The sequence below is a fragment of the Pseudonocardia sp. GCM10023141 genome, from assembly GCF_042653605.1.
In genome coordinates this window covers 241,085-262,175 of record NZ_JBHSIR010000067.1, presented here as the reverse complement: position 1 = coordinate 262,175, position 21,091 = coordinate 241,085, and the positions used below count along the sequence as shown (strand labels likewise).

At 72.9% G+C, this 21,091-nt stretch carries 21 protein-coding genes and 1 pseudogene; 11 read left to right on the top strand and 11 right to left on the bottom strand.

Annotation, left to right across the window (positions count from 1 at the left end; translation table 11 throughout):
- Positions 1–9 precede the first annotated feature (9 nt).
- Both ACFPFQ_RS39030 and ACFPFQ_RS39025 read left to right on the top strand, forming a co-directional pair.
- Positions 10–1,541: pseudogene (locus ACFPFQ_RS39030) on the top strand (ATP-binding cassette domain-containing protein).
- A 151-nt stretch (positions 1,542–1,692) separates the two neighbouring features.
- Entirely contained in the window at positions 1,693–2,211 is a 519-nt protein-coding gene (locus ACFPFQ_RS39025) for a general stress protein (RefSeq protein ID WP_379628147.1), read from the top strand.
- A gap of 13 nt (positions 2,212–2,224) precedes the next feature.
- Here ACFPFQ_RS39025 and ACFPFQ_RS39020 read toward each other — a convergent pair whose 3' ends face one another.
- The 4 genes from ACFPFQ_RS39020 to ACFPFQ_RS39005 all read right to left on the bottom strand — a co-directional run bounded on the left by ACFPFQ_RS39020 (position 2,225) and on the right by ACFPFQ_RS39005 (position 5,769).
- Positions 2,225–2,707: a methylated-DNA--[protein]-cysteine S-methyltransferase gene (locus ACFPFQ_RS39020; RefSeq protein WP_379628145.1), complete on the bottom strand. Its 483-nt coding sequence runs from the start codon at positions 2,705–2,707 to the stop codon at positions 2,225–2,227.
- On the bottom strand, positions 2,704–4,203 hold the full coding sequence (locus ACFPFQ_RS39015; RefSeq protein WP_379628143.1) for a DNA-3-methyladenine glycosylase 2 family protein: 1,500 nt from the start codon (positions 4,201–4,203) through the stop codon (positions 2,704–2,706). The genes ACFPFQ_RS39020 and ACFPFQ_RS39015 overlap by 4 nt, the downstream gene beginning before the upstream one ends.
- A 79-nt stretch (positions 4,204–4,282) precedes the next feature.
- Positions 4,283–5,122, bottom strand: coding sequence for a chromosome partitioning protein ParB (locus ACFPFQ_RS39010; protein WP_379628141.1), 840 nt, complete (start codon positions 5,120–5,122; stop codon positions 4,283–4,285).
- Positions 5,122–5,769, bottom strand: a complete 648-nt coding sequence (locus ACFPFQ_RS39005) for a metallophosphoesterase family protein (RefSeq protein WP_379628139.1) — start codon at positions 5,767–5,769, stop codon at positions 5,122–5,124. The genes ACFPFQ_RS39010 and ACFPFQ_RS39005 overlap by 1 nt, the downstream gene beginning before the upstream one ends.
- Positions 5,770–5,844: 75 nt before the next feature.
- On the opposite strand from ACFPFQ_RS39005, the gene ACFPFQ_RS39000 reads away from it, so the two are divergent.
- Both ACFPFQ_RS39000 and ACFPFQ_RS38995 read left to right on the top strand, forming a co-directional pair.
- Entirely contained in the window at positions 5,845–6,669 is an 825-nt protein-coding gene (locus tag ACFPFQ_RS39000) for a class I SAM-dependent methyltransferase (protein ID WP_379628137.1), read from the top strand.
- Positions 6,670–7,241: 572 nt separating this feature from the next.
- Complete coding sequence (locus ACFPFQ_RS38995; RefSeq protein ID WP_379628135.1) at positions 7,242–8,243, top strand: DMT family transporter; 1,002 nt, start codon at positions 7,242–7,244, stop codon at positions 8,241–8,243.
- Here ACFPFQ_RS38995 and ACFPFQ_RS38990 read toward each other — a convergent pair.
- The 3 genes from ACFPFQ_RS38990 to corA all read right to left on the bottom strand — a co-directional run bounded on the left by ACFPFQ_RS38990 (position 8,219) and on the right by corA (position 11,899).
- Positions 8,219–9,187 (bottom strand): DUF5914 domain-containing protein, encoded by a 969-nt coding sequence (locus ACFPFQ_RS38990; RefSeq protein WP_379628133.1) that lies wholly within the window; start codon positions 9,185–9,187, stop codon positions 8,219–8,221. The genes ACFPFQ_RS38995 and ACFPFQ_RS38990 overlap by 25 nt on opposite strands.
- A 9-nt stretch (positions 9,188–9,196) precedes the next feature.
- Entirely contained in the window at positions 9,197–10,729 is a 1,533-nt protein-coding gene (locus ACFPFQ_RS38985) for an alpha/beta hydrolase (protein WP_379628131.1), read from the bottom strand.
- A 105-nt stretch (positions 10,730–10,834) separates the two neighbouring features.
- A complete protein-coding gene (corA, locus tag ACFPFQ_RS38980; RefSeq protein WP_379628291.1) occupies positions 10,835–11,899 on the bottom strand; it encodes a magnesium/cobalt transporter CorA in 1,065 nt (354 codons plus the stop codon).
- Between the two features lie 289 nt (positions 11,900–12,188).
- Between corA and ACFPFQ_RS38975 the strand changes: the two genes are divergently transcribed.
- Positions 12,189–12,692, top strand: a complete 504-nt coding sequence (locus ACFPFQ_RS38975; protein WP_379628290.1) for a MaoC family dehydratase — start codon at positions 12,189–12,191, stop codon at positions 12,690–12,692.
- A gap of 32 nt (positions 12,693–12,724) precedes the next feature.
- Here ACFPFQ_RS38975 and ACFPFQ_RS38970 read toward each other — a convergent pair whose 3' ends face one another.
- On the bottom strand, positions 12,725–13,120 hold the full coding sequence (locus ACFPFQ_RS38970) for an NUDIX hydrolase (RefSeq protein WP_379628129.1): 396 nt from the start codon (positions 13,118–13,120) through the stop codon (positions 12,725–12,727).
- Positions 13,121–13,226: 106 nt separating this feature from the next.
- On the opposite strand from ACFPFQ_RS38970, the gene ACFPFQ_RS38965 reads away from it, so the two are divergent.
- The 5 genes from ACFPFQ_RS38965 to ACFPFQ_RS38945 are packed head-to-tail and all read left to right on the top strand — an operon-like array spanning position 13,227 to position 15,979.
- Positions 13,227–13,379 carry a hypothetical protein gene (locus tag ACFPFQ_RS38965; protein WP_379628128.1) on the top strand — a complete coding sequence of 51 codons (153 nt, stop codon included), beginning with the start codon at positions 13,227–13,229 and terminating at the stop codon, positions 13,377–13,379.
- Between the two features lie 3 nt (positions 13,380–13,382).
- Positions 13,383–13,931: a PH domain-containing protein gene (locus tag ACFPFQ_RS38960; protein WP_379628126.1), complete on the top strand. Its 549-nt coding sequence runs from the start codon at positions 13,383–13,385 to the stop codon at positions 13,929–13,931.
- 18 nt (positions 13,932–13,949) lie between these two features.
- Positions 13,950–14,822: a PHP domain-containing protein gene (locus ACFPFQ_RS38955; RefSeq protein ID WP_379628124.1), complete on the top strand. Its 873-nt coding sequence runs from the start codon at positions 13,950–13,952 to the stop codon at positions 14,820–14,822.
- A gap of 27 nt (positions 14,823–14,849) precedes the next feature.
- Positions 14,850–15,701 carry a RecB family exonuclease gene (locus tag ACFPFQ_RS38950; RefSeq protein WP_379628122.1) on the top strand — a complete coding sequence of 284 codons (852 nt, stop codon included), beginning with the start codon at positions 14,850–14,852 and terminating at the stop codon, positions 15,699–15,701.
- Positions 15,698–15,979 (top strand): hypothetical protein, encoded by a 282-nt coding sequence (locus ACFPFQ_RS38945; RefSeq protein ID WP_379628120.1) that lies wholly within the window; start codon positions 15,698–15,700, stop codon positions 15,977–15,979. The genes ACFPFQ_RS38950 and ACFPFQ_RS38945 overlap by 4 nt, the downstream gene beginning before the upstream one ends.
- On the opposite strand, the gene ACFPFQ_RS38940 is transcribed toward ACFPFQ_RS38945, so the two are convergent.
- The 3 genes from ACFPFQ_RS38940 to ACFPFQ_RS38930 all read right to left on the bottom strand — a co-directional run bounded on the left by ACFPFQ_RS38940 (position 15,942) and on the right by ACFPFQ_RS38930 (position 20,018).
- On the bottom strand, positions 15,942–16,766 hold the full coding sequence (locus tag ACFPFQ_RS38940) for an oxygenase MpaB family protein (RefSeq protein WP_379628118.1): 825 nt from the start codon (positions 16,764–16,766) through the stop codon (positions 15,942–15,944). The genes ACFPFQ_RS38945 and ACFPFQ_RS38940 overlap by 38 nt on opposite strands.
- Before the next feature lie 118 nt (positions 16,767–16,884).
- Positions 16,885–18,177, bottom strand: a complete 1,293-nt coding sequence (locus ACFPFQ_RS38935; protein WP_379628116.1) for a hypothetical protein — start codon at positions 18,175–18,177, stop codon at positions 16,885–16,887.
- A gap of 8 nt (positions 18,178–18,185) precedes the next feature.
- Positions 18,186–20,018 carry a DEAD/DEAH box helicase gene (locus ACFPFQ_RS38930; RefSeq protein ID WP_379628288.1) on the bottom strand — a complete coding sequence of 611 codons (1,833 nt, stop codon included), beginning with the start codon at positions 20,016–20,018 and terminating at the stop codon, positions 18,186–18,188.
- A gap of 306 nt (positions 20,019–20,324) precedes the next feature.
- On the opposite strand from ACFPFQ_RS38930, the gene ACFPFQ_RS38925 reads away from it, so the two are divergent.
- The gene (locus tag ACFPFQ_RS38925) at positions 20,325–20,999 is read left to right on the top strand and encodes a ferritin-like fold-containing protein (RefSeq protein ID WP_379628114.1); all 675 of its coding nucleotides are present in this window, start codon (positions 20,325–20,327) and stop codon (positions 20,997–20,999) included.
- Positions 21,000–21,091 lie beyond the last annotated feature (92 nt).

Genomic DNA, 21,091 nt, shown 5'->3' with positions numbered 1-21,091 from the left:
ATCGAGGCGATGACGCTCACCGACCGGATCAGCGTGTTCCGCACGGCATCGGTCATGCGGCTGATCGGCAGCATCCCAGGCCTGTCGCACCTGGAGCGGCCGGAGTACCTCACCGAGGTCGAGCTGATCACCAAGAACCGCCGGATGCTCGCCGCCGCACCGCGGCAGCTGCTGGGTAACGTCACCTCGCTCGCCCGGATCGTCGCGCTGCTGGTCCTGCTCGCATTGGTGTCGTGGTGGCTCGTGCTGCTCCCGGTCTGCGCCCTCCCGCCGATGGCCGCCGACCGGCTCGCCAAGCGCATCGTGCGGCGCTCCGAGAACGACGCGAGCCACCCGCGTCGGCTCGCGGACCTGATCTTCGGGCTCGCGACGACCGCCGGATCGGCGGCCGAGCTGCACACCTACGGCCTCACCGATCACCTCGCGGCACAGCACCGGCGGCTGATCTCCGAGCTCGACCGGCGCTCGGGCCGGCAGGCGCTGGCCGTGCTGGCGGTGCAGGGAGCGGGCTGGCTCGTCTACGCCGCGGGGCTGATGGGGGCGATCGCGTTCGTCGTCGTCCGGGCATCGGACGGGCTGCTCTCGATCGGCTCGGTGCTGATGGCGGTCTCCCTGATCCGTCGCTCCCGCACCCAGCTGGCCACCGCTGCCCAGCGGTCCGGGCAGCTGGTCACGACGCTGACCACGGCCGACCGGCTGTTCTGGCTCGAGGACCACGCCGCGCGGGAGGCCGCCGAGCACGGCACCGCCCGGCCACCCGAGGAGCTGCACGACGGCTTCCGGTTGGACAAGGTCACCTTCTGCTACCCCGGCACGGAACGGGTCGCGCTCGACGGTGTGGACCTGCACCTGCCCGCCGGGTCGACCGTCGCGATCGTCGGGGAGAACGGGGCGGGCAAGACGACGCTGGTGAGCTCCTGCTGGGGATGTACCGGCCCGACAGCGGCTCGATCGAGGTCGACGGCCTGGGGCTCGGCACCGTCGACCCGCAGGGGTGGCACGCCCGGTGCACGGCGGCGTTCCAGGACTTCGCGCGGCTGCACCTGGCGGTGCAGCAGTCGGTCGGGGTGGGTGACCTCCCGCGGATCGACGACGCGGCGGCCGTCACGACGGCGATGGACCGGGCCGGGGCCGCCGACGTGCTGACCCGGCTGCCCGACGGGTTGGACACGATGGTCGGGTCCGTGCACACCGGGGGGCACGGCCTGTCCGGCGGGCAGTGGCAGAAGCTCGCGCTGAGCCGGGCGTTCCTGCGCGACGACCCGCTGCTCGTGGTGCTCGACGAGCCCACGGCGAGCCTCGACGCCACCGCCGAGCACCGGCTGTTCCAGCGCTACGCGGCGGCAGCGCGGCGCAACGCCGAGCGCAACGGTGCCGTCACGCTGCTGATCTCGCACCGGTTCTCGACCGTGCGCACCGCTGACCTCGTCGTCGTCATGGAGGGCGGCCGCGTGCTCGAGGTGGGTGACCATGACCACCTCGTCGCCGCAGGTGGCCGGTACGCCGAGTTGTTCTCCCTGCAAGCAGCCGGGTACCGCTGACTACGCTCGGTCGTGCGGGCACGTCCGTTTCCCACCGGCACGCGGTTCGTGTGATGATCGCCGTTACGGGCACTTCGTCCCTGGTCGGCTCGTTGACCAGGGAGACTCCGGCACGTCCCGGAGCCCCCGAACCGAGGAACTGGAGGCCCCCGTGTCCACACCGTTCGGCGGGCCCGCGCGCAATGCGCCCGGCCTGCCCAACCTGCCGACCCCGCCCACCGGTTGGCCGGTCGGCTCCTACGCGAAGTACGAAGAGGCGCAGCGGGCCGTCGACCACCTGGCGGAGTCCGACTTCCCCGTCCGTGATGTCACGATCGTCGGCGTCGACCTCATGCTGGTCGAGCGCGTGATCGCCCGGCTGTCCTGGGGGCGGGTGCTGATGTCCGGTGCCGCGTCCGGTGCGTGGTTCGGCCTGTTCGTGGGTCTGCTGCTGAGCTTCTTCACGCCGGCCGGCAGCCCGTTCGGCCCGATCCTCGTCGGGCTGGCCAGCGGCATCCTGTTCGGCCTCGTCTTCGCCGCCGTCGGCTACGGCGCCTCTCGTGGCCGTCGCGACTTCACGTCGGCGAGCCAGATGGTGGCAGGCCGCTACGACGTGCTCTGCCAGCCGCGCAACGCCGAGAAGGCGCGCGAGCTGCTGGCGAAGCTCGCGATGGGAACCGGCCTGGCCTGACCGTCCGGTCCGATCACCCGCGGGGACGGCGGCCGCGCTCCAGGTCGAGCAGCGCCTGCTTGCGCTGCACGCCGCCGCCGTACCCGGTGAGGCTGCCGTTCGTGCCGACGAGCCGGTGGCACGGGATGACGATGCTGATCGGGTTGTGCCCGTTGGCCATCCCGACGGCCCGGGCGGCGGTGGGACGCCCGATCCGCTCGGCGAGCTCGCGGTAGGTCCACGTCTCGCCGTACGGGATCTGCTGCAGCTGCGCCCAGCAGCGCTGCTGGAACGGCGTGCCCCGCGGTGCCACCGCCAACGTGAACGCCGTCAGCTCACCGTCGAAGTAGGCGCGCAGCTGCTCCCGCGCCTCCGGGAGGCAGTCGGGCTCCTCGGCGCCGAACGTCGTGATGTCGGGCAGGTAGAGCTGGCTGTCCATGTACAGGCCCGACAGGACGCCGTCGGTGGCGACGAGCGTCAGCGGGCCGATCGGGCTGGTGACGACGGTGTGGGTCATGCGTTCCCCGCAGGCAGGCGGTTGATGGGATGGTCGCCGGTGGCCCAGAGGTACTGCACGGCGTAGGCGCGCCACGGTCGCCAGCGCTCGGCGTACCGGCGCAGGGCCGCCGGGGGATCTGGCAGGCCGAGCGACTCGGCGGCGCGGCGGACGCCGAGGTCGGTGGCGATGAACGCATCGGGATCGCCGAGCGCGCGCATGGCGATGGTCTCCACGGTCCAGGTGCCGATGCCGGGCAGGGCGGCCAGCGCGGCGCGCGCCTGCTGCCAGTCGGATCCGGCGCCGAGGTCGACGGTGCCCGCGGCCAGCGCCGTGATCACCGTCAGGAGCGCCGCCCGGCGGGCACGGGGGAAGGCCAACCGCTCGACGTCGAGCGTGGCCAGCGCGTTGACGTCGGGGAACAGGTGGGTCAGGCCACCGTCGGGATCGTCGACGGGCGTGCCGTGAGCGAGCACCAGCCGCGCGGCGTGGGTGCGTGCCGCCGCCGTGGACACCTGCTGGCCCAGCACGGCGCGCACGGCGAACTCGTCGGCGTCGACCGTGCGCGGCACCCGCCGTCCGGGGGCCTTCTGCACCAGCGGGGCGAGCGCCGGATCGGCGGCCAGGTGCTCACCGACCGCCACGGGGTCGGCGTCGAGGTCGAGCAGGCGGCGGCACCGGCTGATGGCGATCGGGAGATCGCGCAGGTCGGCGAGGGTGAGGCGGCACTCCACCCAGCGGCGCGCCGGATCGTCGACCGGCGGGCGCAGCGCGACGATGCCGTGGCCGTGCGGGAGCCGCAGCGTGCGCCGGTAGGCGCCGTCGCGCCACTCCTCGACGCCGGGTACCGCGGTGGCGGCGAGGTGTCCGAACAGGCTGTCGGGGTTCAACGGCGCGCGGAACGGCAGCCGGACGGTGAGCGTCCCCGGGCTGGTGCCGGTCGTCGCCGGGGCCTGCCGGGCCCGGGCGCGCAGCTGGGTGGGGGTGAGCGCGAAGACCTCGAGCACCGTCTCGTTGAACGTGCGGATGCTGGCGAAGCCCGAGGACATCGCGACCTCGCCCATCGGCAGCGCGCTGGTCTCGATCATCAGCCGGGCCGTCTGGGCCCGCTGCGCCCGTGCGAGCGCCAACGGCCCGGCGCCGAGCTCGGCGGAGAGCTGCCGCTCGACCTGGCGCGTGCTGTATCCGAGATGGGCGGCGAGACCGGTGACGCCCTCGCGGTCCACGACGCCGTCGGCGATCAGGCGCATGGCCCTGGCCACGAGGTCGGCGCGCTCGTTCCACAGTGGTGACCCGGGGCTCGCGTCGGGCCGGCAGCGCTTGCAGGCGCGGAAGCCTGCCTGCTGCGCCGCGGCGGCGCTGGGCAGGAACCGCATGTTCTCGGCCTTGGGTGGCACCACGGGACAGCTGGGCCGGCAGTAGATGCCGGTGGTGCGCACGGCGGTGATGAACCAGCCGTCGAACCGCGCGTCCTTCGACCGCACGGCGGCCAGGCAGCGTTCGACGTCTTCGTGCACCTGTCCAGCATCAACCGGTTCCGCCCTGACCGCTGGCGAAAAAGCGACATCGAGATCGCGGGCCGGAAAGCGTCGGATCTCAGCCAGGATCCAGGCGGAGCCGGTCCAGGACCTCGTCGTCCCAGCGGTGCGTGCGCATCAGGCGGTAGCGCTGGCAGGCGAGCTGCAGGTAGGCCTCCGCGTCGGTGCGGTCGCCGACGAGGCCTGCGTGCTCGAGCATGCGCACGACGGGCCGGAACTCCTCGCCGTACCAGCGCCTGGCCACCGTCTCCCGGTCGAGGTAGCGGCTCTCCTGCTGCATCAGCCGGAAGCCCCATGCCTCGACGGTCTCGCTGAGCACCGCGTACGACCACGCCGACGTCACCATGATCGTGCACAGGGCCGGCCCCGTCAGCGGGACCCGATCGAGGAACACGCGCCGCAGGTCCTTGGTGATGAGGTCGCCGCGCCGCGAGATGCCGGTGGCGTCGACCCTCGTGGTGACCTGCGTGACGTACGCGTCGATCTGCCGCAGCCCCATCGCGTGCGCCACCGACACGCGGTGGTGGCCGTCGTTGACGAAGTGCAGCTCACCGATGCGGAACACCTCGATCGGCGGGATCGACTCGCCGCGCCGCTGGGCGCGCGCCAGCCGCTCCCAGCGCTCCCGCGTGTGTTCCGAGCGCGGCCGGAACCAGCGGTCGAAGTCCTCCGTGCGATCGACGCTGCCGACGATCGTGTCGACGTCGATCATCTGCAGCCCGAGCACCCGCTCGCCGGTCGGGCCCAGCGCCGCGACGACCTCGTCGAACGGGAGGATCTCGGAGACGTCGTCGGGTTCGCGGCGCAGCCACGCGGCGAGCCGGGAGAGCACCTGACGGCGCCGGATCCGCTGGAAGTCGTTCTCGGCATCGGACTGCGAGAAGCCCGTGCTCGCCATCAGAGCTCCATGATGCGGCGGCCGACGACGTTGACCACGCGGGTCTCCCCGAGGAAGCGGTCGGGCGCAGGCTGCCCGTACGGGTGAATGTGGCCGTGCAGCAGCAGGCGGGGCGCCAACGCGGCCACCACCCCGTGCAGGCAGTCGAAACCGTGGTGCGGCGCGTCCTCGCCGTCGCCGCAGTGCCGTGGTGGGGCGTGGGTGAGCAGGACGTCGACGCCCCGGCCGTCGCGGCGCCGCATCCTGCGTGCGGCGCGCACCAGCCTCCTGGCCCGGCGCGCCTGCTGGCTCTGCGTCCACTGGTTGGGGCCGGGGCGGTAGCGCACGCACCCGCCGAGACCGGCGATCCGCAGGCCCGCGACATCGACGATCCGGCCGTCGGCGTCGTCGAAACCCGCAGGTCCCGGCCAGGTGTCGGGCAGTCCGGCTCGCGTGCAGAGGCCCGTGCTGTCGGAGAAACCGGACAGGTCGGGGTCGTGGTTGCCCGGTACGAGCACCCCCGGCCGGTCGACGGTGTTGCAGAGATCGGCGAGGTAGTCGAACGGCAGATCACCCGCCGCGATGATCACGTCGACGTCGCAGCGCCGGGGTGCGCACGCGCGCAACCCGGCGTCGACCTCGTCGCTGACCACCAGAGCTCGGACCATCGCGCGCCAGGGTACGGCCGATGGCTCCAGCGAGGGAGCGCGACGCGACGGCCCCGATGCGCCAGACTCGGTGGTGTGAGTGCTGCACGATCGGGTCGGGACGAGCTGAGCGTGCCCCGTGCGTTCGACGCGCAGGCGCGCTTCTACGACAAGCTGGTGGGGGCCAATCCGGGCTACCACGAGCACCTCCGGATATCGGCGCGGCGGATGGGCCTGCCCAACCGCGGTGCCGGGCTGCGCCTGCTCGACCTCGGCTGCGGCACCGGGGCGTCCACCGCGGCGCTGCTGGACGCGGCGCCGGAGGCCGACATCACCGCGGTCGACGCGTCGGCGGAGATGCTGTCGGTCGCGCGGCGCAAGACCTGGCCAGCGGGGGTGCGGTTCCTGCACGGCAACGTCGACGAGCTCGACCGCATCAAGATCGTCGGCCAGTACGACGGGATCATGGCCGCCTACCTGGTGCGCAACCTCTCGGACCGCAACGCCGCGCTGCGGGCGTTCCAGACGCTCCTGCGGCCGGGCGCGCCGCTGGCGGTGCACGAGTACTCGGTGGCCGACTCCGCCCGCAGCCGCATGATCTGGACGGCCGTCAGCTGGGGCGTGATCATCCCGATGGCCCGGCTGCGCACGGGTTCGGCCACGCTGCACCGGTACCTGTGGCGCAGCGTGCTGGATTTCGACGGTGTCGAGGCTTTCACCACGCGCATGGGTGCCACGGGCTACACCGATGTGATCGTGTCCACGATGCCGGGCTGGCAGCAACACATCGTCCACACGTTCCTGGGGCGCAAGCCGGGGCGCCGGGAAACCGCCGCGCCCGCCGACCTGCTTGCGGAGGACCCGGCCGACGCCCCCACCCCGCCGGTGGGGATCGAGATGGGGAAGAAGCCGGGGGCGTAGGGCTGGCCGCGCGGTCCGGCCGGCGGGCCCACCGCGCCAACGCATTGGCCACCGCGCCGATGTCACGACATCGGCGCGGTGGCCACAACGTTGGCGCGGTGGGTGGGGGGGTTGGGCGGCGCCAACGAATTGGCCTCGGCGCCGACGTCCCGACATCGGCGCGGTGGCTGCTGGGTTGGCGCGGTGGTGCGGCCCCCGCCGCTGGACGTCCCACATCGCAGCATGGTGGCCATCCTGCGATCTGACGCTGGGATGGCCACCATGCTGCGGTCCGTCGGGGTGCGGCGCCGGGACGTCAGCAAGGTGGCCTTCCAGACGTTGGACGTCAGCAGGGTGGCCCTCCTGACGTGCGGGAGCCGCCACCCCGCTGGACGCCGGGGAGCTGCGCCCCCGAGAAACCCGAGGAGCCCGGCTCCATCGGGTGCTACCGTTCGCCCGTGCACAGCCTCTTCCCGATCACCCCGCCGCCCGCCTCCTAGCGGGGCCCGGCGCCTCTGTGCGCCCCAGGTGATCATCCGGCACGGCCCCGCTTCGCGACCCCTTTCCCCCTGTCGCAGGAGCGCAGCACAACCATGTCCCTCTCTCCGTCCCGCACTGCCGCGCGCCCGCTCTCGGGCGTGCCCTTCCTCGTCGTCGCCGGCCTCCTCTGGGGCACCGGCGGCCTGTTCGGACGGCTGCTCGCCGAGCAGTCCGGCATGTCCTCCATCGCCGTCGCCACGTTCCGGTTGGGGGTCGGTGGCCTCCTGATCTGCGGTTACCTGCTCGCCACCGGTCGCAGGGTCCCGGCCACCGCCGCGGCATGGCGGCGCGTCGCCGTCATCGGCGCGCTGGCCGCGCTGTTCCAGGGCTGCTACTTCGCCGTCGTCACCCTGACGACGGTCAGCACCGCGACGCTGGTGACGATCGGGTCGGCGCCCGTGCTCGTCCTCCTCGCCGAACGGCTGACGGGGCGCGGACGGCCAGGGGTTCGCTCGGTCCTCGCGGTCGGGCTCGCCCTCGCCGGCCTCGCCCTGCTCGTGGGGCTGCCGTCCGATGGTGCCGGCAACGTGGTCGCCGGCGCGTTGTTGGCCGTCGTCTCCGGTGCCGGGTTCGCCGCGATGACGCTCGTCTCGGCCCGTCCCGTTCCCGGGCTCGACGCACCCACCTGCACCGGGGTCGCGTTCGTGCTCGGCGGCGCGCTGCTGGTGCCCGTCGGGCTGATCGCGTCCCCGGCGGGGCTCGGGTTCGCGGTCTCCCCGGCTTCGGTGGCGCTCCTGCTCGCGCTCGGCATCGTGCCGACGGCGCTGGCGTACTCCGCGTTCTTCCGGGGACTGCGCACCGCACCCGCCCGCGTCGGCGCGCTGCTGGCACTGCTCGAGCCGCTCACCGCCGCCGTGCTCGCCGCACTGCTGCTCGGGGACCGGCTCGGGGCCACCGGCATCGTCGGCGCCGCATTGCTCGGCGTCGCTGTCGTCCTGGGCAGTGCGCATCAGCCGCGCGGGCGCGGAGGGGCGGATCAGCCGCGCGGGCGCGGAGGGGCGGATCAGCCGCGCGGGCGCGGCGGGGCGGATCAGCCGCGCGAGCGCAGCGCGTAGCGCCGCTCGGCGTAGGCGATGTCGTCGCGCCACAGCCGCCGCGCACCGCTCGCGATCAGCGGGCGCAGCGCGGCGGCGACGTGGCGGGCGTGGCCGAACCCGGGACGGTCCGAGTGCGCGACGACGGCCTCGATGACGGCCGTGCGCGGCCGCCCGTCGGTACCGGGGCGCAGCGGCGTCGCATGCGTCTCGATGACCGAGCCCGCACCCTCACCGTCGACGATCTCCATGGTGATGGTGCGGGCGTCCGGACACGTGAACTCGGCGCGGACGGGGACGCCGAGCCTTCGGCTCACGGCAAAGGTCACTTCGACGAGAAATCGGTCCGCCGCAGGCGAGGGCGCGGTGAGCACCCGCAGCGAGGCGAACGAGTACGGGTGCAGCCACACCCCGTGCCACGGGTCGAGGCGGTTGGCGAGCACGTCGCGCGGCTCGCAGCGGCCGATCACCGTGGCCACCGCGTCGAGGGTCGCACCGGTGGGCCGGGGGCCGAGCACCGGCGCCGCGGTGGGTGTCTCGCCGACGTCGTCGAGCCGCACCCAGGCGAGCACGCCGTCGTCGTGGACGGGGAAGGGCGCCCAGCCCGGACGGGCCCGCCCGTCGAGAGCGAGCCCGTGCCACCGGCACACCAGCCGGCCGTCACGCACCGGGGCATCGCACAGCGCGGCCCCGAGATGCGGGCAGGCACCGGGGCCGGCGTGCAGCCCACCTCCCGCGTCGCGCCACGCCACGACCTCGCGGCCGGCGACGATCCGGCCGAATGCCCGGCCGGGCCGGATCTCGCGGCCGCCGGCGAGCACGAACCAGCCGCCCGGATCGCGGGCGATTGCCCGATCGAGCGCGGCGTCGATGAGAGCGGGTTTCGCCGCGCCCCAGGTGGGGCGCTGCTGTGCCCACTCCGGACGTCGCAGCCTGCGCAGCGGATTGATCCGCCCGGCGCTCATCGCGCCAGGCTAGTGCGGCGGAAGCGCGGCACTGGCGGGTGGCTCCTGCTGGCACGTCGCCCCGGGGTCCGGCAGGGCGGCGCTGAGCAGGTAGGCATCGACGCGCTGGTCGATGCACGGACCCGAGGACCGGTAGGAGCCGTGCCCCACTCCCTCCCTGGTCAGCAGCGTGGCCGACGGGATGCCCGCCGCCATCGTCACCGCCCACGGGTACGGCGTCTGGGAGTCCGACCTGCCACCGATCACCAGGATCGGGGGAGCACCCGCGGCGGTCGGCGGGGCGGCGGCGGAACCGTGGACGGGCCAGAACGCGCACGGCAGCAGGAGGTAGCCCGAGATCGACCCGAACCGGTGCACCTTCGCCTTGATCTCGGCCGCGTTGCGGTCGTGCGCGCCGAGGTCGGTGGGCACCGCACGGTCGAGGCAGTTGACGGCCGCGTTCGCCTCGACCAGCCCCGACGGCGAGCCGTCCGGCGTCCGGTTCGGCGCGGTGGCGAGCGCCAGGAGCAGGGCGCCGTCGCCGCGCTGCGCAGCGACGAGACCGGCCGTCAGTACCGGCCACAGCATGCGGTCGAACACCGCGGTCCGGGCGGCGATGAGCACGCCGGCCCCGTCGAGCCTGCCACCGGGCGCGGGGCCCGTCGGGGCAACCGTGATCGGGTTGCGCTCCAACGCGACGACGAGCGCGTCGAACGCCGCCGCCGGGTCACCCGCCCCGAACGGGCAGGCCGGCCCGGCGGCTGTGCAGGACGCGAACCAGAGGTCGAGCAACTCCTCGCCGCCCAGGGCCTGCTCGACGGTGGCGCCGAGCGGGTCAGCGCGCCAGCGCGCGGGATCGACGGGCGCGTCGAGCACCATCCGATCGACCCGCTGCGGGAACAGCGTGGCGTAGGTCGCCCCGAGCAGCGTGCCGTAGGACTGCCCGAAGAAGCTGATCCGTTCCTCGCCCAGTGCCGCGCGCACCCGGTCGATGTCCGCGGCGACGACGTCGGTCGAGAGGTGGCCGAGCAGGTCCGGGGCGACGCCCGCCGCGCATCCCTGCGCGAGCGTGCGGGCAGCGGCGACGACCTCCGGTTGCGGCAGCCCACCGGAGAGCGTCGGGTCGAGATCGGCGGCGAGGTTCTGCTCGCGCTCCGCGTCGGACAGGCAACGCACCGGCTCGCTGCGACCGACGCCGCGCGGATCCATCCCGACCACGTCGTAGCGTGCGGCCACCGCATCCGAGGCGATCCTGGAGACGCCGAGGGTCTGGATGAACTCGGTGGTCGGGGCGCCCGGTCCACCGGGGTTGTAGAGCAGCACCCCGAGGCGCCGGGCCGGGTCGGTGGCTCGGTGTCGCACCAGCGCGATGCCCACCGACCGGCCCTCCGGTTGCGCCGGATCGACCGGGACCTGCACCGTCGCGCAGTCGAGGCCGGCACCGCACGCCTCCCAGGCGGGAGGTGGCGATGCGGCTTGCGGCTGCGGCTGTCCGGCGCACGACGTGACCGCGACGGCCGTCACCGCGAGGACGACGAGTGCTCTGGTGAGTGGATTTCGCACCCCATGAGCGTGTCGTCCGGATCGGGGACGCCCCAGTCGCCGCCGTCACCGGTTCCCGTGACAGCGACGGCACGACGGCGTGACACGCGTCATGCCGTCGATCCGTCAGAGCCAGCGGGACTTGCGGAGCTTGCGGAACACCCCACCGCAGATCAGGACGATGACGATCCACACCATCGGGTACCCGAACGACCAGTGCAGCTCCGGCATGAACTCGAAGTTCATCCCGTAGATCCCGGCGATCATGGTGGGGATCGAGATCAGCCCGGCGTACGCGGTGATCTTGCGCATGTCGTTGTTCTGCCGCATCGTGATCTTCGCGAGGACCGCGTCGACGAGCGTGGTGAGCAGTTCGTTGAACCCCGCGATCCGCTCCGTGACGGTGACGAGGTGGTCGTCGACGTCGCGGAAGTACGAGCGCACCTCGTGGGGTACGAGCGAGCTGTACCCCTCCGTGAGCTTGCGGACCGGCGCCCCGAGCGGCACCACGGCCCTGCGCAGTTCGAGCACCTCGCGCTTCATGACGTAGATCTGCTCGGAGTCCATCTCCGAGCGCGGGCTGAAGACCAGCTGCTCGATCTCGTCGATGTCGTCCTCGATGGCCTCGGTGACGGCGAGGTAGCTGTCCACGACGTGGTCGGCGATGGCGTGGAGCACCGCGGCGGGCCCCAGCGCGAGCTGCTCCGGATCGGCCTCGAGCTTCGCGCGCACGTCGCGCAGCGACGAGTGGTCACCGTGGCGGACGGTGATCACGAAGTCGGTGCCGACGAACGCCATGATCTCGCCGGTCTCGACGATCTCGTTCTCGGCCTTCGGGGCGGTCTTGCCGATGTAGCAGACCGTCTTGAGCACCATGAACAGCATGTCGTCGTAGCGCTCGAGCTTGGGTCGCTGGTGGGCGTGCACCGCGTCCTCCACGGCCAGCTCGTGCAGCCCGAAGATGTCGGCGATGCCGGTGATCTGCTCCTCGTCCGGCTCGTGCAAGCCGATCCAGACGAACGCGTTGTCGCGGCGCCGGACCTCGGCCAACGCCCGATCGTGGGTCCACCTACCGGGTAGGCGGAGGCCGTCGACGTACACGGCGCAGTCGACGATGTAGGCCGACAGCGGCACGCGCAGCTTCGGCAGCAGCGGCTCGTTCTTGGACGGCCGGGTACCGGTGACGCGGATGGTCGGCCGGAATGAGGACAAGGGCGGCACGAGGTACCTCCGTGGAGGGTGCGGGACGCGCGCAGCGCAGCGAGCTCGGCGCGCGAATGTGGATCACGCGTCCCGACCGGGGAGACCTCAGCAGGTCGCCAGGGCGAGAACGCGGCGACTACTGCAACCGGGTGCCGTCGGCACCGCGCTCACCTCCCGTTCTGTGCTCAAGGCCATTCCCGCGAGGGCGGCCCGTCGATCGACCACGGGCTAGATTACCCCCAACCAACCTGGCTTATCGGCGATGGAGGCGACAGCGTTGCAGTTCGGTCGGTACTACGAGGAGTTCGAGGTCGGGGCCGTCTACAAGCACTGGCCGGGCAAAACGGTCACCGAGTACGACGACCACCTTTTCTGCCTGCTGACCATGAACCACCACCCGCTGCACATGGACGCGAACTTCGCCGAGGAGACCACGGAGTTCAAGCGCAACGTGGTGGTCGGCAACTACATCTACTCGCTGCTGCTGGGCATGTCGGTGCCGGACGTGTCCGGCAAGGCCATCGCCAACCTCGAGGTCGAGTCGCTCAAGCACACCAAGCCGACCTTCCACGGCGACACGATCTACGGCGAGACCGAGGTGCTCGACAAGACGCCGTCGAAGTCGAAGGACGACCGCGGCGTCGTCTACGTCGAGACGCGCGGCTACAAGCAGGACGGCACGGTGGTCTGCACCTTCCGCCGGAAGGTCATGATCCCCAAGAAGTCCTACGGCGACGCCCGCGGCGGGGAGCAACCGGGCCGTCCGGTGCCCCAGACCTGATCACGACCCAGAGCTGATCGCAGCGGTCGGCATCAGCGGGGGAGCGCTCCCCACCCCTCGAGCGTGACCAACAGCTCATCCACCAGCGGGAGCTGCCGGAGGTCGGCTGCACTGCACCAGCGCGCGTCGGCGGCGTCGTCGCCGGCGCGCAGGTCGCCGCCGAGCACGGTGCAGCGGTAGTCGGCGATCGCGTAGTGGCCACGCTTCACCCGTCCGATCAGCTCACCGGGTTCGACCGTCAGGCCGGTCTCCTCCGCCATCTCCCGGACGAGTGCCTCGGCGTCGGATTCGCCCAGCTCCACGCGGCCGCCGGGCACCGACCAGAGCCCGCGGCCGGGATCGTTGCGCCGCTGGACGAGCAACAGCCGACCGGCACGATCGTAGGCAAGGCCCCCCACACAGGGGACATCGTCGTCACGAAGCGTCATCGGGCCGCTCCATTCGGGCCCGCGTGCCGTATACCCTGAGACCTCCAGGTGCGGTACAAATCAACTGGAACGATCCTCCTTCGAGCCAGGAACGGCGGTTGTGAACGTGAAGAAGATCGTTGGGCTTCTCGTGATCGCGTTGCTCATCTTCTTCGTCGTCGCACAACCGGACGGCGCGGCCAACTCCTTGCAGAACATCCTCGGGATGCTCCGCGATGTCGCGGTGAACGTCACCCGCTTCGTCACCCACCTCGTCTAGTCCGTGCTCGCGCCCCGGGAGATCGACGAGTACCTGCTCCCCACGGAGCGGCGGGTCATCCGCGTGCGCCAGCACTGGGCGTTCATGTGGAAGCACGTCACGCAGACGGCGCTGTTCCTGCTGATCGTGGTGCTGGGGCAGCGGTACATCCCGACCACGGGCAGCGCCGCCGTGCTCGTCGACAACCTCGCCTTCTACCTGGCGCTGGTGGCCGTGCTGCGGTTCACGGTGCTCACCATCCTGTGGTGGATCGAACGCATCGTCATCACCGACAAGCGGGTGATGCTCGCGCAGGGCATCATCGTGCACAACGTCGGGATGATGCCGCTGGGCAAGGTCACCGACCTCACGTTCCAGCGCACGCTCGGCGGGCGGATGTTCGGCTACGGCACCCTGATCGTCGAGTCGGCAGGCCAGATCCAGGCGCTCAACCGCATCGACTACATGCCGCGGCCGGAAGAGGTCTACGAGGCGCTCTCCGAGCTGGTGTTCGGTGAGAAGGGCAAGACACGGGCCACCGGCCTGCTGGCTCGCCCGCGTTGGCGTCGATAACCCCAGATAGGGTGGTGTGTGGCCACCGCACGGATCGACCTGCACGCACATTCCACGGCCTCCGACGGTACCGACAGCCCGGGTGAGCTCGTCGCCGCCGCTGCTGCCGCCGGTGTGGACGTCCTCGCCATCACCGATCACGACACCACCGCGGGCTGGACGGCCGCCGCGGCGGCGCTGCCGCGCGGGATGCGGCTCGTGCGCGGTGCCGAGTTCTCGTGCGTCAGCCCCACCGGCCGCGGCGACCGGGACGTGGCCGTGCACCTGCTCGGCTACCTGTTCGACCCCACGCACGAGGCCATCGTCGTCGAGCAGGCGCGGTTGCGGGGGGAACGCGACGACCGGCTGCGGCGCATGACCGAGAAGATGGCGGCCGACGGGTACCCGGTCGATGCGGAGGCGGTGTTCTCGCTGTTGCCGCCCGGTGCGAGCGCCGGTCGGCCGCACCTCGCGAGGGCGCTGGTGGCCGCCGGCGTCGTCGAGTCGGTGAACGAGGCCTTCGCGAAGCTGCTCTACAACGGCAGCCCTTACTACGTCCCGAAGGCGGACACCCCCGTCGAGACGGCGATCGGCATGGTGCGGGCGGCCGGTGGTGTCACCGTGTTCGCCCACCCGCTGGCCCGCAAGCGCGGGCGGGTCGTGGAACCCTCGATGATCGCGACGCTCGTCGCCGCGGGGTTGTCGGGAGTCGAGGTGGATCATCCCGACCACAGCCCGCAGGACCGTGACCTGCTGCGCGGCATCATCGCCGAGCTGGGCATCGTCGGCACCGGTTCGAGCGACTACCACGGCACCAACAAGACCACGCCGATCGCCGAGGAGACAACCGCGCCCGCCGTGTTCGAGCAACTCGTGGCAGGCGCCGACGGCGCGGAGGTCCTCGTCGGCTGACGCCGCGTCACGGCTACGGTGGGCTGCGTGACGGCCGGCGCGCAACTCGGGTGGGACTTCGACCTCCCGCGGCTGGTCCGGGTGACGCCCGCGAAGCTCGCGAACTGGGCCGACTGCCCACGCCGTTACCGGATGACCTACCTCGACCGGCCCGCTCCGGCCCGTGGCGGGGCGTGGGCCCACGCCACCCTCGGCGCCGTCGTGCACCTGGCGTTGCGCTCGCTCTTCGCGCTGCCCGCCGCGCGCCGCACCCCGAGCGCCGCCGCCGCGCTCGTCGACAAGCACTGGGTCGGCGAGGGCTTCCGCGATGCCGCGCAGGCGCGCGCGTACCGCGAGCGGGCCAGGGGCTGGGTCAGCGACTACGTGGAGGACGGCGCGGCAACACCCACGGACGTGGATGACGCCGCGGTCGCTCTCGAACAGTGGGTGACGGTCTCGACCGAGCGGATCGTCGTCGAGGGTCGCGCCGACCGGATCGACCGCCGCGGCGACGAGCTCGTGATCGTCGACTACAAGACCGGCCGGTCCCCCCGCGCCGACGAGGCACAGACGTCCCGCGCGCTCGCGCTCTACGCCGTGGCCGCCGAGCGCACCCTGCGCCGGTCCTGCGTCCAGGTGGAACTGCACCACCTCCCGACGGGTTCGGTCACGGCGTGGCGCCACGACCGCGCGTCGCTGGCCGCGCACGTCGCCGCCGCGGAGGAGACGGCCGCCGAGCTGAGCGCCGCAGCCGATGCGCTCGCGGCGGGCGGTGAGGCCGACGCGCTGTTCCCGGCCCGGCCCGCAGCCCGTTGCGGCAGCTGTGACCTGCGCCGGAGCTGCCCGGAGGGCCGCGCCGCCGCACCGGAGCGGGAGCCGTGGGCGCTGCTCGCGCCGTGAGGCGCCGACGAGCGGGATGGCTGCGGGGGCTCTCGGGTCTGCTCGCGGCGGGCCTCGTGGTGCTGGCGCTCGTGGTGGTGGGCGCGGCGGTGATCGGCGGCCGGGCCGGCTCACCGGGACCGGGTGTCGGGACGCTGGTCACGCACGTGACGGCCGCGGTGGTGGCGGTGCTCGCGCAGGTCTACGCCGACCGCCACGAGGGCCCGCGTGGGGCCGCAGCTGCGGTCGGGGTCCTCGCCGTCACCGCGGTGGTGCTGGTCGCCGAGTGGCTCGTCTGACGCCCAGCAGCGTGCCCCGCAGCGTCCACAGCCCGGCGGTGGTGGCGGCCTCGGCGGCCCAGGTGGTGCCGGGGATCCGCGGCAACCCGTAGAGCTGCTTCGCCCAGGGCGGCAGCAACCCCAGCGCGACCGTCGCCACGCCCGTCCACCCGGCTCTGGCCGGTGTGAGCAGCTCCAGGCGCCGCGGCAGCGGTGCCATCGCGAGCCGCCGGGCCGCGCGGACGGCGACGGGGCTCGCCACCAGATCGGGACGGACGGCAGCGAAGTAGGCGTCGACCTCGGCGCGGCTCGCGGGCAGCTCGGTGGCACCCAGCAGCGAGCCGGCCAGCACCTGCTCGGCGAGGAAGGTGTCCTGCTCGGCGTCGTCGATGAGGCCGAGCCTGCGCACCGCGGCCGCGAACGAGCTGACCTCGCAGACGTGCACCCAGCGCAGCAGCTCGGGGTCCTCCGCCGAGTACTCCCGGCCGGTGACGGGATCCACCCCGTTGACGGAGCGGTGGATGCCGCGGACCCGTGCCACGGCGGCGTCGGCGGTGGCCGTGTCGGCGAACGCCAGCGTGGTGACGTAGCCCGCCGTGCGCTGCAGCCGTGGCCAGAAGCCCGCCGGGAACGCGGAGTGCTGGTCGACCCCCGCCATCGCGCGCGGGTGCAGTGCCTGCAGGAACAGGGCGCTGAGGCCACCGATCAGGGCGGCCGGGTCACCGATCACCTTGCGCGTGACGCTCCCGGGCGGGAAGTAGTACGCGGTGCCGGTGGTCTCGGCGGCAGGCTCGGTTCCGGCGCTCACCTGCTCCAGCTTCCTCGCGCCCACCGCCGGTCGCCAGTCGACTCTCCTCGCACACCCTCGTGGGTCGTCGCACGCGCCCCGCACCATGCGACGACCGCGCTGGGTATGCGACGTGCGCTCAGGGGGTGGGGGTGAGGGCTACTACCTCCGGGCCGCGCTTCTCCACGAGGACGTCGCCCGCCGCTGCGATCCGGACGGGGGCGTCGGGGTCGGCGCGGGTGACGGGGATCGTGCGCCGGACGGTGCCCCGCTCGGGATCGACGTCGGCCAGCCCGCCGCGCACCGGGACGAGCAGGCTGCTGCCGTAGGCCGCGGCCGGGCCGAGCGTGGCCGGCAGGGTCCACATCGGGGTGAGGTCGAGAGCGTTGAGGGCCACGGTCTCCGAGCCCGTCCACCAGAACAGCGTGCCGGCCGCGGCCTGCACGGGTGCGACCCGGCCGGGCAGCTCTCGGGTGAGGTCGGCAGCCGGGACGTCGAGGGGCGAGGTGGTGATCGCGAGGCCGTCCTTGTCGAGCACCATCAGGCGCGCCGGGTTCGGCAGCGCCACCACTTCCCGGTCTCCCGACACCGCGACCAGCGTGGCGCCGGCGGCGGGCAGGAGCACCGAGAACAGCTGCTGGGGCTTGTCCGACCCGTCCTTGCCCTCCGGCGAGATGACGCTGAGCCGGTCGGTGGCCTCGCCGGGGCAGCGCTCGATGACGCCGAGGCGCCCATCGGCGATCGCGGTGGAGCCGTACGCGCAGCCGGTGCGCGGCTGCTTGTCGTTCTGCACCGGCGTGGGGACGTTGCCGTACTCGAGCGTGAGGACGAGGTCGTAGCGCAGCACCTCGATGTAGTCGCCGCCGGTGCCGGCCACCAGCGTGCTGTTGCTGATCAGCTGGGTGCCCGGGCGCAGGTCGGGGTTGCGGGCCGCGGCCCGCGCGCCGGTGCCGGCGTGCAGCTCGGTGAGCTCGCTGCACCAGCCGGTGTGGCCCTGGTAGAGCGCCAGCACCCGGCCGAGGCCGTTGTCGAGTGTCGGGAACGCGGATCCGACCGTGCACAGCGGCACATCACGCGTGTAGCTCCACAGCGTCGCGCCGGTGCGGGCGTCGTGCCCGGTGACCGCCGACCCGTCGGCCGTGACCACCCCGGACCCGGCGACGAGCAGCTCCGGCGTGGCCGCGCTGGGCGCATGCCACGCCTCGGTGAACCCGGCCGGTACCGCACCCGCGGGTGCGGTCTCGGCGAAGGGTGCGGTGGCCGTGACCGACTCGGTGCCGGCGGCGTCGCTCGTGCGCCACAGCACGATCGCGGCAGCGAGCAGCCCGAGCGTCAGCACCACGGCGACGATGACGTCGCCGCGGCTGCGACGCTCGGGACGGATCCGCTGCCGCGGTCCCGTGCCGGTACTGGACGCGACGCGCGTCGGCATCGACGGGATCAGCTGGCGGCGACGTCCTGGGCGGCGACGTCCTGGCCCGCGGAACCCTCGATGTCGGCTCCACCCTCACCACTGCGGCGGCGGGCGCCACCCCGGCGGCGACGGCGACGCGGCCGCGTGGCCGTGCCCTCGGCACCACCGGCGTCGGACCCGGCGGAGTCGGGCCCCGCGGACGGGGCAGCAGACGCTGCGACAGCGCTGGTGGTTGCAGCGGTGGCGGATCCGGCGGACGCAGCGGCGGGGGTGCCGTCGCCGCCGCCGTCGGTGCCACCCTCGAGCGTGACGCCACTGCGCGTGCGGGTGCGGGAGCGGGCCTGGCGCGGCCTGCGGGCCGGCGCGACGACGTCCTCCTCGCGCGCCTTCTTGGGGCCGCGCTTGTTGCGGCCGCCGTGGTCGCCCTCGGTGTCGACGTACTCGGCGTCCAGCCCGGCGCGGGTGCGCTGCGAGTGCGGCAGGCGCCCCTTCGCGTTGGTCGGGATCTCGAGGTCGGTGTAGAGGTGATCCGAGGTGGAGTACGTCTCCGGCGCCTCGGGCATGTTCAGCCCGAGGTCGTCGCTGATCGTCTTCCACTTGTGCAGCTCGTCCCAGTCGACCAGCGTGACCGCGACTCCGGTCTTGCCGGCGCGGCCGGTGCGGCCGATCCGGTGGACGTAGGTCTTGGAGTCCTCGGGGCACTGGTAGTTGATGACGTGCGTGACGTCGGTGACGTCGATGCCGCGAGCGGCGACGTCGGTGGCCACCAGCACGTCGACCTTGCCGGAGCGGAACGCGCGCAGCGCCTGCTCGCGGGCGCCCTGGCCAAGGTCACCGTGCACGGCGGCGGCGGCGAAGCCACGGTCGGCGAGGTCGTCGGCCACCCGCTGCACGGTGCGCTTGGTGCGCGCGAAGATCATCGTGAGCCCGCGGTCCTTGGCCTGCAGCACGCGGGTGAGCAGCTCGACCTTGTCCATCGCGTGGGCGCGGTAGACCAGCTGCTTGGTGTTCTCGTGCGTGGAGCCCTGGTCGGCCTCCTCCGCACGGATGTGCGTGGGACGGCGCAGGAACGCGCGCGACAGCGCGATGATCGGGCCCGGCATGGTGGCCGAGAACAGCATCGTGTGGCGCTGCTCCGGCAGCATCCGCATGATCCGCTCGACATCGGGGAGGAAGCCCAGGTCGAGCATCTCGTCGGCCTCGTCGAGCACGAGCGCCTTGACGCGCCCGAGCACGAGGTGGCGCTGCTCGGCGAGGTCGAGCAGGCGCCCCGGGGTGCCGACGACCACGTCGACGCCCTTGCGCAGTGCCGCGAGCTGCGGCTCGTAGGCGCGTCCGCCGTAGATGGCGGTGACGCGGATGCCCAGGTGCCTGCCGGCGTCGGCGAGGTCCTTGGCGACCTGGACGCACAGCTCGCGGGTGGGGACGACGACGAGCGCCTGCGGGACGTCGCGGCTGCGGTCGGCGGCCTCGCCCTCGACGGTGGCGGCGGGCTGCTCGGACGGCGGCGTGACGCGCTGCAGCAGGGGGACGCCGAAACCGAGCGTCTTGCCCATGCCGGTGCGGGCCTGGCCGATGACGTCCTCGCCTGCCAGCGCCAGCGGGAGCGTCAGCTCCTGGATGGCGAACGTGCGGATGATGCCCGCCTCGGCGAGCGCCTTGACGATCTCGGGACGGACCCCGAGCTCGGCGAAGGTGGGGGAATCGGGCTTCACGTCGGCCCCCGCCTGCAGCGGGTGGGCCTCGACGGGCTCCAGCTCGGTCGCGCTCTCCGGGGCTTCCGGAGTGGGGTTCGCGGGGAGCGAGTCCTCGGGGGTGATGCTCTCGGACGTGGTGTCGTTCAGGCCGGACAGGATGATCGCCTCTCTCCGCGCACAGGAGCCCAGGGCCGGTTCATCGACCGCCGGTGACCTGAGCTCGAACGGCGCAGGTCGCGCGGGGCGGGAGAGCCGACGAGGCGCTGCACGCACATGTCGTTGCGGCTCGGTATTTCCGCTCCGATGAGGAACATCAGCCGGGGGCCGCGGGTAGGCGCGCACCCAGTGCGGACGCAGCGCTGCCGCACATCTTACCCGTAAGCGCTCGTCGCGGGCAGTGCGGCGCCCCTACGGCATGGGTGACGTTCACCGCGTCGGCGGTCACCTGAACCCCCTAAGCTGCGATCCATGGTGACTGCGCACGCAGGTGAGGCCGGACCGACCGCAGCCGGACGGGCATCCGTCGACCTGCTCGGGGTGCTGGCCTACGGCGAGCTCTCGGCGTTCGACCGGCTCGCCGAGGACGCGCGCTCGGCGCCGACGCTCAGCGGCCGGGCCGCGCTGTCGGCGATGGCCGCGGCCGAGATCGGCCACTTCCGGCTGATCGAGGAGCACCTGGGTGGCCTGGGCGTCACCGTCGAGGACGCGATGCTCCCGTTCGTGGGCACCTGGAACCGCTACCACGCGTCCACCGCGCCGCGCAGCTGGCTCGAGTCGCTGGTGAAGGCCTACCTGGGCGACGGGCTGGCGGCCGACTTCTACCGCGAGGTCGGGGGCTGGCTGCCCGGTGCCACCGGTGAGCTCGTGCAGCGGGTGCTCGCCGACACCGGGCACAGCGCCTTCGCGGAGCGCGAGGTGCACAAGGCCTGCGAGTCCAACCCGCAGGTGCGCGACCGGCTCGCGCTGTGGGGTCGCAGGCTGCTGGGCGAGGCCGTCACGCAGGCCCAGCACGTGGTGGCCGAGCGCGACGAGCTCGCCGAGTTCATCGTGTCCGGGTCGGGCGACCTGTCCGGGATCGCCACCCTGCTCAAGCGGCTGCAGTCCAACCACGGCAAGCGGATGGCGAAGCTCGGCCTCAACTGAGCTCGCCCGTACCCGCGGTGAACGGCTGTTCGCCGAGGGCGCACCGCCCGTCGCGGCCCCGGTGGCGCCCCTCGACTAGCCTGGGCTGCGCT

Coding starts and splice junctions, on each gene's coding strand:
- ACFPFQ_RS38935 (WP_379628116.1), bottom strand. CDS start 18,177: ATGCCGACGCGCGTCGCGTCCAGTACCGGCACGGGACCGCGGCAGCGG.
- ACFPFQ_RS39020 (WP_379628145.1), bottom strand. CDS start 2,707: ATGACCCACACCGTCGTCACCAGCCCGATCGGCCCGCTGACGCTCGTC.
- ACFPFQ_RS38925 (WP_379628114.1), top strand. CDS start 20,325: ATGGTGACTGCGCACGCAGGTGAGGCCGGACCGACCGCAGCCGGACGG.
- ACFPFQ_RS39010 (WP_379628141.1), bottom strand. CDS start 5,122: ATGGCGAGCACGGGCTTCTCGCAGTCCGATGCCGAGAACGACTTCCAG.
- ACFPFQ_RS39005 (WP_379628139.1), bottom strand. CDS start 5,769: ATGGTCCGAGCTCTGGTGGTCAGCGACGAGGTCGACGCCGGGTTGCGC.
- ACFPFQ_RS38995 (WP_379628135.1), top strand. CDS start 7,242: ATGTCCCTCTCTCCGTCCCGCACTGCCGCGCGCCCGCTCTCGGGCGTG.
- ACFPFQ_RS38970 (WP_379628129.1), bottom strand. CDS start 13,120: ATGACGCTTCGTGACGACGATGTCCCCTGTGTGGGGGGCCTTGCCTAC.
- ACFPFQ_RS38990 (WP_379628133.1), bottom strand. CDS start 9,187: ATGAGCGCCGGGCGGATCAATCCGCTGCGCAGGCTGCGACGTCCGGAG.